Raw genomic sequence first — 13,390 nt, 5'->3', positions numbered from 1 at the left:
CGGCCCCCGCGTCACAACGGGGGAACTCGTCATGATCAACAAGGCGTTGAATCACCTTGAAGAGTTGCTGGTCACCTTCCTGATGGGAGCAGCCACACTCATTATTTTCGTCTCTGTTATGCACCGTTATATGGCGGGGGTGGATATTCCCGGCCTGCAGGACTGGTTGCTGACACTCAACTTCGGCTGGGCTCAGGAGCTCTGCATCATCATGTTTGTCTGGATGGCCAAGTTTGGCGCAGCCTATGGGGTGCGCACCGGTATCCATGTCGGGGTCGATGTGCTGATCAACCGCCTCGACGACAGCAAGCGGGGCAAGGCCATTGTTTTTGGCCTGCTGTCCGGTGCCTTGTTTACTGGCATTGTGGCGACGCTGGGCGCTCATTTTGTCTGGGAAAACGGCGCGCACTACGCCATCTTCCAGTTCCTTGGCATCGATACCGGCGACAACTATGAAGGTCCGACGACGCCTGATCTTGAATGGCCGACCTGGATGGTTTACAGCGCCATTCCGCTCGGCTCTTCGCTGATGTGCTTCCGTTTCCTGCAGGTTTGCGTCGGGTTTATTCGTACCGGCGAACTGCCACACCATGACCATGGCCACGTCGAAGGCCTCGAGGAAGAGAAACCGCCGGTCGATGTCAATCTCTACGGCATGGACGACAACCTGCACATGCACGACCTGAAGCACCCGATGATTGGCGAACGCCGCACGGGCGAAGATCGTCGGCAAGGCGAGAACGGTATCCAGGAAAACGAGCGTCGCTCGGCCGAACGCCGCACCAACGACGACAAAGGAGGCCAGCAATGAATGCCCTGGTGATTTTCGGCCTGCTGGCCGTGCTCATGCTGTCCGGCATGCCGATCTCGATTTCGCTCGGCCTGACGGTGTTGACCTTCCTGTTTACGATGACCGATGTGCCGCTTGAATCGGTGGCACTCAAGTTATTTACCGGTATCGAGAAGTTCGAGATTATGGCGATTCCGTTTTTCATTCTCGCCGGCAACTTCCTGACCCATGGCGGGGTGGCGAAACGGATGATCAACTTCGCTACGTCGATGGTTGGCCACTGGTATGGCGGCCTCGGCCTGGCTGGCGTTCTGGCCTGCGCGCTGTTTGCTGCGGTGTCTGGTTCCAGCCCGGCGACGGTGGTGGCAATCGGTTCCATTCTGCTGCCGGCAATGGTCAAGGCGGGGTTCCCGAACAAGTTCGGGGCCGGCGTGATCGCGACTTCCGGGGCGCTTGGCATCCTGATTCCGCCATCCATCGTTATGGTGATGTACTCGGTGGCGACCAATACCTCGGTCGGCGCCTTGTTCATGGCTGGGGTGATTCCGGGTTTGGCGCTGGCAGCGACGCTGGGCGGGGTTACCTGGTATCGCGCCAAGAAGTTTGATTATCCGCGTCAGCCGAAGGCGACCTGGAGTGAGCGCTGGAAGGCATTCCGGGCTTCGGTCTGGGGCTTGCTGCTGATTGTCGTCGTGATGGGCGGTATCTACACTGGTATCTTCACGCCGACAGAGGCGGCTGCGATGTCTGCGGTCTACGCCTTTATTTGTGCCGTTTTTATCTACAGGGATCTGGGCTTCAAGGATGTGCCGAAGGTGCTGCTCAATTCGGCCAACATGTCGGCGATGCTGCTATACATCATCACCAATGCCGTGCTTTTCTCGTTCATCATGACCAACGAGAACATCCCGCAGGCACTGGCCGACTGGATGCTGGGCAATGGGCTGGGGATGATCACCTTCCTGCTGGCGGTGAACGTTATTCTGCTGCTGGCTGGCAACTTCATGGAGCCGTCGTCGATCGTCCTGATCTTCGCGCCGATCCTCTTCCCAGTGGCCATGGCACTCGGTATCCATCCGGTGCACTTCGGCATCCTGATGGTGGTGAACATGGAGGTCGGCATGTGTCACCCACCCGTTGGTCTGAACCTTTATGTCGCATCGGGCATTACCAAGATGGGTATTACCGAGCTGACCGTGGCTGTCTGGCCATGGCTGCTCTCCATGTTGTGCTTCCTGATGGTAGTGACTTACTGGCCGGGGTTGTCGCTCTGGTTGCCGCAGCGGCTGGGCATGATTTAAGACTGGCCTTCCCGCAATTGACAAGCCCCGACCCCGTTCGGGGCTTGTTTTTTTGTGGGGTGGGTGTGGCACAATCCTGTCCCCGGAAAGTCCGTTAGGAAATCATGAAATTCGCACTCTCGATAATCGCGCTGATCGCCATTGCTTTAATCGTTCCCTTCCTGGTTCCGGGGCTGGGCAAGCAGGAAGGCGTCGATCCCAATGCCAATCTGCCGTGGCAGATCGAACTCGATGCCCAGGGCGGTAGTTCGGTTTTCGGTCTGCGCCCGGGCATTAGCACCGTGGGCGATGTGCGCCAGAAGTTCGGTAGCGAGATGGACGTGGCGATCATCGCTGAGCCAAATGAAATGGGTACGCTTGAAGGTTATTACTCGCAAGTGGCGCTCGGTTTTGTACTGGCCAAGGTGATTGTTACGGTCGACGCGAAAAAAGAGCTTATTTCAGAAATGCGTGATCGCGCCCTGAGGGCCAAGCACATGGAAAGCTCGACGCACAAGATCACCCTGAATCCGGATGATCTTGTGGCGATCGAAAAAATGGCGGTGAAGGCGATTAGCGTCATTCCATCGGTGAATCTCGACGAAGCGACGGTGATCCAGCGCTTCGGGCCGCCGGGCGAACGACTGGCCGTGTCGGAAAAGCGGGTTCATTTGCTCTATCCTGAAAAAGGCCTCGATGTTGTGGTCGACGGCGATGGCAAGGAGCTGTTGCAATACGTCGCACCGCGTAATTTCGCCGAGCTACGCGAGCCGCTGAACAAGCTCGAAGGCGAGAAATCGCCAGCGCAGTGATTCGGGCGTTCGTGTTCTGAATCTGCTAAAATTGCCCGTTTTTCAACTGACTAGCTTTTGCGGAGCAATTAAATGGCTATCGAACTCGCCCTCTCCATCATCAAACCCGACGCTGTTGCCAAGAACGTTATCGGCAAGATTTACTCCCGTTTTGAAACCAATGGTCTGAAGATCGTTGCTTCCAAGATGGTCTGGTTGTCCGAACAGGAAGCCGGCCAGTTCTACGCTGTCCACAAGGCTCGTCCATTCTTCAAGGATCTGGTTTCCTTCATGACCTCCGGTCCGGTCATGGTTCAAGTGCTCGAAGGCGAAAACGCCATCGCCAAGAACCGCGAACTGATGGGCGCCACCAATCCGAAGGAAGCCGCCGCCGGTACCATTCGCGCCGACTTCGCTGAATCGATCGATGCGAACGCCGTGCACGGCTCTGATGCCCCGGAAACCGCCGCTGTAGAAGTTGCTTTCTTCTTCCCGGGCCTGAACGTTTACGCCGGTCGCTAATCAATACCAAATGACCGTCAATCTGCTGGATTTCGATGGCGAAAGCCTGACTGCCTGGTTTGCCGAGCAGGGCGAAAAGCCCTTCCGCGCCAAGCAGGTCTTGCGCTGGATCCATCGTTCCGGCGTGGCGGATTTCGATGCCATGACCGACATCGCCAAGAGCCTTCGCGAGAAGCTCAAGGCGAAGGCGGTCGTGGCGCCGCCTGCCATCGTCTCCGACAAGCTGTCGGATGACGGCACACGCAAGTTCCTGATCGATGTCGGCAACGGCAATGCCGTCGAAACAGTGTTCATTCCCGAAGACGACCGCGGCACGCTGTGTATTTCGACGCAGGCCGGCTGTGCCCTCGACTGCGCTTTCTGCTCGACCGGCAAGCAGGGCTTCAACCGTAACCTGACGGTGGCGGAAATCATTGGCCAGCTCTGGCAGGCCAACCATGCACTTGGTGCGGTCCACGGCGACGAACGGGTTATTTCCAACGTCGTGCTGATGGGCATGGGCGAACCGCTCGCCAATTTTGAAAATTCTGTTGCCGCCTTGAAGCTGATGCTCGACGACAACGCCTACGGTCTTTCACGCCGCCGTGTCACGGTGTCAACCTCGGGCCTGGTGCCGGTCATGGATCGTCTGGGCGATGAGTGCCCGGTGGCCCTGGCTGTCTCGCTGCATGCGCCGAACGACAAGCTGCGCGACCAGATCGTACCGATCAACCAGAAGTATCCATTGAAAGAACTGATGGCGGCCTGTCAGCGTTATCTGGACAAGGCGCCGCGCGATTTCATTACCTTCGAGTACATCATGCTCGATGGCATCAACGACAGCGATGCCCACGCCCGCGAACTGCTGGCGCTGGTCAAGAACGTGCATTGCAAATTCAACCTGATTCCCTTCAACCCTTTCCCCGGCTCGCCATTCAAGCGTTCGCCGGCGGAGCGGGTGCGGCGGTTTGCCGATATTCTGATGCAGGCCGGTATCGTTACAACGACGCGCAAGACGCGCGGTGACGATATCGATGCCGCCTGTGGCCAGTTGGCCGGGCAGGTTCTGGATAAAACCAAACGTACCGCCGGACGAGTGATTCCCTTAGTGGAGGCAAGATCGTGACTATCTTTTCGCTGAAAAGCCGGATTGCAGGTGTTCTTCTGGGCGCGCTCAGCATTTTGCCTGTTCAGGCGCAATACGAATTTAATCCTTCGGCAACTGGTCAGTCGAAGGTCCCAACTGATCCACGCAATCGCGCCAAAATTCATACCGAACTGGGGTCGATGTACTTTCAGGCCGGGAATCCCGGGGTTGCGCTGGATGAGCTGCGCATTGCGCTGAGCGCGGATGCTGGCTACTTTCAAGCCTATAGCGTGCGTGGTCTGGTCCGGCTCTCGCTGAAGGAGTACGACAAGGCGGAAGACGATTTTCGGCAGGCACTGAACCTCGCACCGAACGATCCCGAGGTCAATAATAACTATGGCTGGTACCTCTGTGAAACGGGCAAGGAACGTCAGTCCATCGCCTATTTTCTCAATGCGCTGAAGAGCCCGTTGTACGAGACCCCAGACAAGGCCTACACCAATGCCGGTACCTGTGCCTTCAAGGCGGGTGACTTCGATGGCGCGCAGAATTACCTGCTCAAGGCCTTGCAACTTTCGCAGGACGGCGCTGTGTCGGCGCGCCTCCAACTGGCCAAGATTTTTTACAAGCGCGGAAATTTTGAAGAGTCACGTATCTATTTAGCTGAAGCACTGAAAATGATGGAGCCGCCGACGGCTGACGCCCTTTGGCTTGGTCTGCGCCTCGAACGCAAGCAGGGTAACCGTGCTGGTGAAGGTGGTTATGCCTCCCAACTGCGCGGGCGTTATCCGACGTCGCCGGAGTATCAGGAATTCCTAAAAGGTAATTTTGAATGAGTGAGCAGGTGAATATCCAGGACGTCGTCGCTGAAGATGTCGTGATGTCCGGGCCGCCGGTCGGCGAGCAGTTACGTTTGGCGCGCGAGGCGCGCGGGTTAGAGATGGCGGATATCGCCCAGACGCTCAAACTCGGGCCGCGGCAGGTTGAAGCGCTGGAAGCGGGCGACTGGAAAGGTCTGCCGGGCAATACCTTTATTCGTGGCTTTGTCCGCAATTATGCCCGCCTGATCCAGATCGATCCGGTGCCGCTGATGGCGCAACTCGACGATGTTTTGGAAAAACCGGTCAATAGCTTGGGTGTTTCCGAGATGACGCCGGCAGCAATGCCGCATTCCGGCAGTGCCGGTTCCCAGCGCAGCAAACTGTTCGTGTTGATCGGGGTGGGATCGGTCGTCTTGGCGGCGCTGGCGTATTTTCTGATGCCAGGCGATCTTTCTTCCCTGCGCGAAAGCACGCAGTCTTTGCTTGACTCGCTGGCCCGCAAGGACCAGGAAGTATCGACATCTGCGCCGGCTGCGACCGCCGCAGAGCCGGTTTTCCCGCCCGGGGCAACGCCGCAGCAGGTCATGAACCCGCAAGTACTTGCGCCCGCCGAGGTGCAGGCACCCTCTTCTGCTTCCGCTGCCTTTCCAGCCAACCCGGAAGCGCGTGAGTCTGGTGCAGCGCCGGCCAGTGCGCCGCAGATGCGTTTCCTGTTCGAGAAGGATTCGTGGCTTGAAGTTCGGGATCGAGATAACAAGGTTGTATTTTCCCAGAAGCTGACCGCGGGTACTGAACAGTCACTATCCGGGCAGGGACCACTTTCCATCACCATTGGCTATGCGCCAGGTGTTCGTGTGTTCTGGCATGGCGAGGCTGTTGATCTGGCACCGTATACCCGTGGCGATGTGGCCCGTCTGGTTCTGGAGTAAGCCGTGAGCGCAGTTGCCAAACGCTTGACCCGGTCCTGTTTTGTTGGCCATGTAAAACTGGGTGGCGATGCCCCGACGGTCATTCAGTCCATGACCAACACCGATACCGTTGACTATCTCGCCACCGCCTTGCAAACGGCCGAATTGGCCCGCGCCGGTTCGGAACTGGTGCGTATCACGGTGAATTCTCCGGAGGCCGCTGCTGCGGTTCCGAAAATTCGTGAGCATCTCGATCGGATGAATTGCAATGTGCCACTGATCGGCGATTTTCATTACAACGGCCATCGTTTGCTCACCGAGCATCCGGCCTGCGCCGAGGCGCTGGCCAAGTACCGGATCAATCCAGGCAACGTCGGTTTCGGCAAGAAAAAGGATGAACAGTTTGCCCAGATGGTCGAACTGGCCTGCAAGTACGACAAGCCTGTCCGCATTGGCGTCAATTGGGGCAGCCTCGATCAGGAACTGCTGGCTCGAATAATGGACGAAAATTCCGGTCGACCGCAGCCTTTGGGTGCAACCGAGATCATGCGTCATGCGATGGTTGCCTCGGCCCTCGAGTCTGCCGCCAAGGCCGAAGAAGTTGGCTTGGCTGGCGAAAAGATTATTCTGTCCTGCAAGGTATCCAGCGTTCAGGACCTGATCGCCATTTATCGCGAGCTTTCGAAGCGCGCCGACTACGCGCTGCACCTCGGTTTGACTGAAGCGGGCATGGGTTCGAAGGGGATTGTCGCGTCGACCGCAGCGTTGTCCGTTCTGTTGCAGGAAGGCATTGGCGACACCATTCGCATTTCGCTGACCCCGGAGCCCGGTGGCTCGCGCACCCAGGAGGTCATCGTTGGCCAGGAGATCCTGCAAACGATGGGCCTGCGTGCTTTTACGCCGATGGTTGCAGCTTGTCCCGGCTGCGGCCGGACAACCAGCACCTTGTTCCAGGAACTGGCCGGCGAAGTCCAGGATTTCGTGCGCGCCAAGATGCCGGAATGGAAGCTGCACTATGATGGCGCCGAAAACATGACGCTGGCCGTGATGGGTTGCATCGTCAATGGCCCCGGCGAATCCAAGCACGCCAATATCGGTATTTCCCTGCCGGGGACCGGTGAGGCACCATCGGCGCCAGTTTACGAGGATGGCCAGAAGACCGTCACCCTCAAGGGCGACAACATCGCCAACGAATTCAAGCTAATCATAGAGCGCTATGTCGAGCGCACCTATACCAAGAAACTGAAGTCATGAGTCAAACCTTGCAAGCTGTCCGCGGGATGAACGACATCCTGCCCGACGAAGCCGCATTCTGGGAGCTGTTCGAGGACACCATCCGGTCGTGGCTGAAGAGCTACGGCTATCGCCCGATCCGCATGCCTATCGTTGAGCCGACGCCACTTTTCAAGCGCGCAATAGGCGAAGTCACCGACATCGTCGAAAAGGAAATGTATTCCTTCATCGACGGCCTCAATGGCGAAGCGCTGACCCTGCGTCCCGAAGGCACGGCCGGCTGTGTGCGCGCCGTTATCGAACACAATCTGGCAGCCCGCCAGACCCAGCGCCTCTACTACATTGGCCAGATGTTCCGTCATGAGCGCCCGCAGAAGGGGCGTTACCGCCAGTTCCACCAAGTGGGTGTCGAATCCTTCGGTATGGCCGGCCCGGATATCGATGCCGAAATGATCCTGATGGGTGCTCGTCTGTGGAACGACCTCGGGCTGGATGGCATTGAACTGCAGCTCAACAGTCTCGGTCAGTCCGAGGAGCGCGCCCAACACCGCGCTGCCTTGATTACCTACTTCGAGGAAAACGCGGAGTTGCTTGACGAAGATGCCAAGCGTCGCCTGCATACCAACCCACTGCGCATTCTCGACACCAAGAATCCGGCCATGCAGGACCTGTGCATCGCTGCGCCGAAGCTGATCGACTACCTAGGTACTGAGTCGCTGGCTCACTTCGAAGGCGTGCAGCGTGTCCTGCGTGATGCCGGCATCCCCTTCAGGATCAATCCGCGCCTGGTCCGTGGGCTCGATTATTACAACCTCACCGTTTTCGAATGGGTGACCGACAAACTGGGGGCTCAGGGTACGGTCTGCGCCGGTGGCCGTTACGATGGCCTGGTCGAGCAACTCGGCGGTAAGCCGACGCCAGCCTGCGGTTTTGCTATGGGGATCGAACGCCTGATCGCCCTGATCAAGGATTCCGGCGGCGAGCCGGCGGCGCCGGCGCCGGATGTTTACCTCGTGCACCAGGGCGAGGAAGCAGCTCGCCTTGCCTTTCGCGTCGCCGAAGGCTTGCGTGATCAGGGCGTCGATGTGCTCCAGCATTGCGGTGGTGGCAGCTTCAAGTCGCAGATGAAAAAAGCGGATGGCAGCGGCGCGACTTTCGCGGTGATTATTGGCGATGATGAAGCGTCGACCGGAGAGGTCCAGTTGAAGTCGTTACGTCAGGCTGGCATTGAACAACGTAAACTGAAAGTCGATGAACTGGCTGAGGCCATCATCGATCAAATTATTGATTCGGACGAAGAGGAATAAGCATGGCGCATTACGACCTCGAAGAACAGGAACAAATAGATACCCTGAAGACCTGGTGGAAGATGTATGGCAACCTCGTGACGAGCGTGGTTGTTGCTGCTTCGCTGGGGGTTATCGGTTGGCAAGGCTGGAACTGGTACCAGCGCGGGCAATCGGCGCAAGCTGCAGCCATTTATGGCGTGCTGGAACAGGCGACGGCGACGGGCGATGCCCAGAAGGTCAAAGCGGCGGCGGGTGAACTGGCCGAGAAGTTCGGCAGCACCAGCTACGCCTCTCTGGGCGCGATGCTGGCTGGCAAGCAGTCTTTTGAAGCCGGTGACCTGAAAACGGCCAAGACCCAGTTTGGCTGGGTGGCTGAAAATGGGAAGGACGAGATCAGGGATCTGGCTCGCCTGCGTCTGGCCGCTGTTCAAATTGATGAACAGGCCTACGACGATGCGCTCAAGCAACTCGAAGCTGCTCATTCCTCGGCATTTGATACACGTTTTCAGGAATTGAAGGGTGATGCACTCTCCGCTCAGGGCAAGAAAGCCGAAGCGCGGACGGCCTACAAGGCCGCACTGGAAAAAATGACTGGCAAGCAGGGCGCTGGTCGTGAATTGCTGCAACAGAAACTCGACAACCTGGGTGAGGCCGTCTGATGTCACGTCAACTTGCTGCCCTGTTTGCCGCTGCCGGCCTCTTGCTTGGCGGCTGTGCGACTGTGTCGGATACGATCGATTCGATCAATCCGTTTGCCAGTGCCGGGCCGAAAATGGCTCCGTTAGGGCCGTTGACCGCAACAGCGGATGTTCGTACCACATGGTCGGCCAGTGTTGGCAAGGCAGGTGACTATACTTTTACACCAGCAGTGGTCGGCAGTGCTGTCTATGTGGCGAGCCGGAGCGGCACGATTTTCAAGCTGGAAGACGGCAAGCTCGTCTGGAAAATTGAAGTGGGCCAGCCCCTGTCGGCTGGTGTAGGCGCCAATAGCCGCCTGCTGGTTGTCGGTACTTCGAAAGGTGAAGTACTGGCCTTCTCCGCCGACGATGGCAAAACGCTTTGGCAGGCCAAGGTATCCAGCGAGGTGCTCGCCGCACCTGTTGTCGGTGACGATGGCGTGGCAGTGAAGAGCGGCGACAACCGCATTCACCTGCTTGACGCGGGCGATGGTGGGCGCAAATGGGTTTATCAACGCTCGACGCCGTCATTGTCCGTACGCAGTGCTGGTTCGCCGGTATTTGCTGACCGCTATATCTTTGTCGGGTACCCCGGTGGCAAGATCGTCGCTCTCTCGATACAAAACGGGGCGCCGGTCTGGGAGGGCGCAGTGGCCCTACCCAAGGGCGCGACCGAACTTGACCGGGTGGCAGATATTGTTGCGCCACCCGTTGTCGATGGCCGTCTGATCTGTGCTGTCGCCTTCCAGGGGCGCGTTGCCTGTTTCGACATGGGGCAGGGCGGGGCAATGGTTTGGTCACGTGACTTGTCATCAGTGGCCGGCCTGTCCATGGATAGCCGCTATCTATTCGTCGCTGATGACAAGGGCGTCGTCTATGCGCTCGACCGTCAGTCCGGCAGCAGTCTGTGGAAACAGGACAAACTCAAAAATCGTCGCCTCTCTGCGCCTGTCGTGCAGCGGGGGCTGGTCGCTGTGGCTGACGCCGAAGGTATTGTTCACTTCCTTTCCCGTGACGATGGCAGCTTTGCCGCGCGCCAGAAAACCGATGGCACGCCGGTTCGCGCGCCACTTCAGATGCTCGGTAACGCTGTTCTGGTTCAGACCACGGGCGGCAGCGTGAGCGCAATAGAGGCTCAATGAAACCTACGCTTGTTCTGGTTGGCCGACCCAATGTCGGTAAATCCACGCTATTCAACCGCCTGACCAAGTCGCGTGACGCCATCGTTGCCGACCTGCCGGGTCTGACCCGCGACCGTCACTACGGCCATGGAAAATTGGGCAAAAAGCCGCACCTGGTGGTCGATACTGGCGGTTTTGAGCCGCTGATCAAGGAAGGCATCCTGCACGAGATGGCTCGCCAGACGGAACAGGCGATTGCCGAAGCCGACGCCATCATCTTCGTGGTCGATGGTCGTGCAGGTCTGACTCCGCACGATAAGGAAATCGCCAACAAACTACGCCGCGTCGACTGTCCTGTTATTGTTGCCGTCAACAAGGCCGAAGGCATGAATTCCGGCATGGTCGAGGCAGAGTTCCATGAACTCGGCCTCGGTGAGCCCAATGCCATCTCGTCAGCCCATGGCGAAGGTGTCCGTGGTCTGGTTGAGCTGGCGCTCGAAGGCTTCCCCGAGCCCGAAGATGACGAATGGCATTCTGACGCCATTCGCGTTGCCATCGTCGGTCGCCCGAATGTTGGCAAGTCGACCCTGATCAATACCTTGCTCGGTGAAGAGCGGGTTATCGCCTTCGATGCCCCGGGAACGACACGCGACTCGATTGAGATTGATTTCGAGCGAAGCGGCCGAAAATACGTGCTAATCGATACGGCAGGGATGCGCAAGCGTGGCAAGGTTTTCGAATCGATCGAAAAGTTCTCGGTGGTCAAGACGCTGCAAGCCATCGAGGACGCCAATGTGGTCATCCTGATGGTCGACGCACAGGCCGACGTGTCCGACCAGGACGCGCATATCGCCGACTTCATTGTCCAATCCGGCAAAGCGCTGGTCGTTGCAGTCAATAAATGGGATGGTCTCGATTCCTACGTTCGTGAACAGACTCGCCTGATCCTGCAACGCAAGTTGCAATTCCTCAGTTTTGCCAAGTTCCATTTCATTTCAGCGCGCGACAATATCGGTCTGGAATCGCTCTTCCGCTCGGTTGACTCAGCATATGCCGCAGCGATGGCCAAAATGACCACCCCGCGTCTGACTCGTGTACTGATCGATGCGGTCGCCAAGCAGGCGCCGGCCAAGCATGGGCTATTCCGGCCCAAGCCGCGCTATGCCCATCAAGGGGGCTCGAATCCGCCGATCATCGTCATTCACGGCAATGCGGTCGACAAGATCACGGATAGTTATCGACGTTTCCTTGAACATACTTTCCGTGAAGCGTTCAAATTGCAGGGAACGCCGTTGCGCATCCAGTGCGTAAGCGCAAAAAATCCGTTTGCCGACAAAGACAAGAAATAATCTACAAAATCTTTGGCAGCACTTTATAAATTTGGGTACATTAGGGCCCTCATAACAATTACATGGAGTCCACACCATGAGTAACAAAGGGCAACTTTTACAAGACCCCTTCCTCAACGCTCTCCGTCGCGAGCATGTTCCCGTCTCAATTTACCTGGTGAATGGGATCAAACTGCAGGGCCAGGTTGAATCATTTGATCAGTACGTTGTGCTGCTCAAGAACACGGTTACGCAGATGGTATATAAACATGCCATCTCAACGGTGGTTCCGGCGCGTCCGGTCAACCTCCAGCAGGAACAGGCTGCGGAATAATCGAATCCTGTCCAGCGACCCGCCGTTATGGTGGGTTTGCGCTTCTTCTTTCTGGAAACGCCCATGATTGAACGACCCGCCGCCGGTGAACGTGCGGTGATCGTTCAACTTGATTTTGGCCAGTCCGATCTCGATGATCAACTGGAAGAGGTCCGCTTGCTGGCTGAGTCGGCGGGTGGCGCGGTCATTTCTGAGGTTTTTGGCAAGCGCCAGAGTCCTGATCCCAAGACGTTTGCCGGGAAAGGCAAGGTTGACGAAATCGGTGCGATGGTTGCGGCAGGTGAAGCGGATCTGGTGATTTTTAATCACGAGCTTTCCCCCGCGCAGGAGCGCAATCTTGAGAGAGAGTTAAAGTGCCGAGTGATCGACAGAACCAGTCTGATACTCGATATATTTGCTTTGCGTGCTACCAGTGCTGAGGGCAAGCTGCAAGTCGAACTGGCTCAGCTTGAACACCTGTCGACACGCTTGGTGCGTGGCTGGACTCACCTCGAACGGCAGCGTGGAGGTATTGGTATGCGTGGCCCGGGCGAAAAGCAACTGGAGACGGACCGCCGCTTGCTTGGCAACCGCGTCAAGTTATTGAAGGACAGGCTTGGAAGGCTCTCAAGGCAGCGAGGCGTTCAGCGTAAAGCACGGATGCGCGGTGATGTCCTGAATGTTTCGCTGGTGGGCTACACCAACGCAGGAAAATCCACCTTATTCAATGCGCTTACCCACGCCGGCGTTTTTGCTGCCGATCAGTTATTTGCTACGCTCGACACAACTTCGCGCAAACTGTGGATCGAAGGGGCCGGAAATATAGTGATTTCCGATACTGTTGGCTTTATTCGTGACCTGCCTCATTCTTTGGTCGATGCTTTCCATGCAACCCTGGAAGTGGCAACCCATGCGGATTTGCTGTTGCACGTGGTGGATAGTGCGAGTCACGCTCGCGACGAGCAGATCGATGAAGTTAACAAGGTGCTCAGGGAAATTGGCGCTGACCGTGTCAGGCAATTGATTGTCTGGAACAAGATAGACATGACCGAATCCATGCCAGGCGTCGAGCGGGGCGAGTATGATAATATCGCGCGCGTTCGAGTTAGTGCGCGTACTGGAGAAGGCGTGGATTTGCTGCGTGAGTCCTTGGCCGAATATGCCCGAGCGAAGGCTGAAGCCCGTCAGAAGGCGATTGCTGAAGCTGAACATGAAGCACAACACGATTACAATTACTGAATTCCCGACACC

Annotated in this window: 14 protein-coding genes; all 14 read left to right on the top strand. The window is 57.4% G+C overall.

Annotated elements, in window-relative coordinates:
* Positions 1-34 precede the first annotated feature (34 nt).
* The gene (locus tag KI613_RS14570; protein ID WP_226405760.1) at positions 35-811 is read left to right on the top strand and encodes a TRAP transporter small permease; all 777 of its coding nucleotides are present in this window, start codon (positions 35-37) and stop codon (positions 809-811) included.
* Entirely contained in the window at positions 808-2,091 is a 1,284-nt protein-coding gene (locus KI613_RS14565; RefSeq protein WP_226400698.1) for a TRAP transporter large permease, read from the top strand. The genes KI613_RS14570 and KI613_RS14565 overlap by 4 nt, the downstream gene beginning before the upstream one ends.
* A 104-nt stretch (positions 2,092-2,195) precedes the next feature.
* Positions 2,196-2,882 (top strand): hypothetical protein, encoded by a 687-nt coding sequence (locus tag KI613_RS14560; protein ID WP_226400696.1) that lies wholly within the window; start codon positions 2,196-2,198, stop codon positions 2,880-2,882.
* A gap of 72 nt (positions 2,883-2,954) precedes the next feature.
* Complete coding sequence (ndk, locus tag KI613_RS14555) at positions 2,955-3,383, top strand: nucleoside-diphosphate kinase (RefSeq protein WP_226400694.1); 429 nt, start codon at positions 2,955-2,957, stop codon at positions 3,381-3,383.
* Between the two features lie 10 nt (positions 3,384-3,393).
* Positions 3,394-4,488, top strand: a complete 1,095-nt coding sequence (gene rlmN, locus KI613_RS14550; RefSeq protein WP_226400692.1) for a 23S rRNA (adenine(2503)-C(2))-methyltransferase RlmN — start codon at positions 3,394-3,396, stop codon at positions 4,486-4,488.
* Positions 4,485-5,285 carry a type IV pilus biogenesis/stability protein PilW gene (gene pilW, locus KI613_RS14545; protein WP_226400690.1) on the top strand — a complete coding sequence of 267 codons (801 nt, stop codon included), beginning with the start codon at positions 4,485-4,487 and terminating at the stop codon, positions 5,283-5,285. Before rlmN ends, pilW begins: the two co-directional genes overlap by 4 nt.
* On the top strand, positions 5,282-6,199 hold the full coding sequence (locus tag KI613_RS14540; protein WP_226400688.1) for a RodZ domain-containing protein: 918 nt from the start codon (positions 5,282-5,284) through the stop codon (positions 6,197-6,199). Before pilW ends, KI613_RS14540 begins: the two co-directional genes overlap by 4 nt.
* Before the next feature lie 3 nt (positions 6,200-6,202).
* Positions 6,203-7,432 (top strand): flavodoxin-dependent (E)-4-hydroxy-3-methylbut-2-enyl-diphosphate synthase, encoded by a 1,230-nt coding sequence (ispG, locus tag KI613_RS14535; protein WP_226400686.1) that lies wholly within the window; start codon positions 6,203-6,205, stop codon positions 7,430-7,432.
* A complete protein-coding gene (gene hisS, locus KI613_RS14530; protein WP_226400684.1) occupies positions 7,429-8,718 on the top strand; it encodes a histidine--tRNA ligase in 1,290 nt (429 codons plus the stop codon). Before ispG ends, hisS begins: the two co-directional genes overlap by 4 nt.
* 2 nt (positions 8,719-8,720) lie before the next feature.
* Positions 8,721-9,359 carry a YfgM family protein gene (locus KI613_RS14525; protein ID WP_226400682.1) on the top strand — a complete coding sequence of 213 codons (639 nt, stop codon included), beginning with the start codon at positions 8,721-8,723 and terminating at the stop codon, positions 9,357-9,359.
* On the top strand, positions 9,359-10,519 hold the full coding sequence (gene bamB, locus KI613_RS14520) for an outer membrane protein assembly factor BamB (RefSeq protein WP_226400681.1): 1,161 nt from the start codon (positions 9,359-9,361) through the stop codon (positions 10,517-10,519). Before KI613_RS14525 ends, bamB begins: the two co-directional genes overlap by 1 nt.
* The gene (gene der / locus KI613_RS14515) at positions 10,516-11,847 is read left to right on the top strand and encodes a ribosome biogenesis GTPase Der (protein ID WP_226400680.1); all 1,332 of its coding nucleotides are present in this window, start codon (positions 10,516-10,518) and stop codon (positions 11,845-11,847) included. The genes bamB and der overlap by 4 nt, the downstream gene beginning before the upstream one ends.
* Positions 11,848-11,923: 76 nt before the next feature.
* Positions 11,924-12,160, top strand: a complete 237-nt coding sequence (gene hfq, locus KI613_RS14510) for an RNA chaperone Hfq (protein WP_011288708.1) — start codon at positions 11,924-11,926, stop codon at positions 12,158-12,160.
* A 63-nt stretch (positions 12,161-12,223) separates the two neighbouring features.
* A complete protein-coding gene (hflX, locus tag KI613_RS14505; protein WP_226400679.1) occupies positions 12,224-13,378 on the top strand; it encodes a GTPase HflX in 1,155 nt (384 codons plus the stop codon).
* Positions 13,379-13,390 lie beyond the last annotated feature (12 nt).

It is taken from the genome of Ferribacterium limneticum (assembly GCF_020510585.1).
Lineage (GTDB): Bacteria > Pseudomonadota > Gammaproteobacteria > Burkholderiales > Rhodocyclaceae > Azonexus.
This window is presented reverse-complemented; position numbering and strand designations above follow the sequence as displayed.

Excerpts from the sequence above, each read along its gene's own strand:
- ndk (WP_226400694.1), top strand. The coding sequence starts at position 2,955 with ATGGCTATCGAACTCGCCCTCTCCATCATCAAACCCGACGCTGTTGCC.
- KI613_RS14565 (WP_226400698.1), top strand. The coding sequence starts at position 808 with ATGAATGCCCTGGTGATTTTCGGCCTGCTGGCCGTGCTCATGCTGTCC.
- KI613_RS14525 (WP_226400682.1), top strand. The coding sequence starts at position 8,721 with ATGGCGCATTACGACCTCGAAGAACAGGAACAAATAGATACCCTGAAG.
- hisS (WP_226400684.1), top strand. The coding sequence starts at position 7,429 with ATGAGTCAAACCTTGCAAGCTGTCCGCGGGATGAACGACATCCTGCCC.
- der (WP_226400680.1), top strand. The coding sequence starts at position 10,516 with ATGAAACCTACGCTTGTTCTGGTTGGCCGACCCAATGTCGGTAAATCC.
- KI613_RS14540 (WP_226400688.1), top strand. The coding sequence starts at position 5,282 with ATGAGTGAGCAGGTGAATATCCAGGACGTCGTCGCTGAAGATGTCGTG.
- KI613_RS14560 (WP_226400696.1), top strand. The coding sequence starts at position 2,196 with ATGAAATTCGCACTCTCGATAATCGCGCTGATCGCCATTGCTTTAATC.
- bamB (WP_226400681.1), top strand. The coding sequence starts at position 9,359 with ATGTCACGTCAACTTGCTGCCCTGTTTGCCGCTGCCGGCCTCTTGCTT.
- hflX (WP_226400679.1), top strand. The coding sequence starts at position 12,224 with ATGATTGAACGACCCGCCGCCGGTGAACGTGCGGTGATCGTTCAACTT.
- hfq (WP_011288708.1), top strand. The coding sequence starts at position 11,924 with ATGAGTAACAAAGGGCAACTTTTACAAGACCCCTTCCTCAACGCTCTC.
- rlmN (WP_226400692.1), top strand. The coding sequence starts at position 3,394 with ATGACCGTCAATCTGCTGGATTTCGATGGCGAAAGCCTGACTGCCTGG.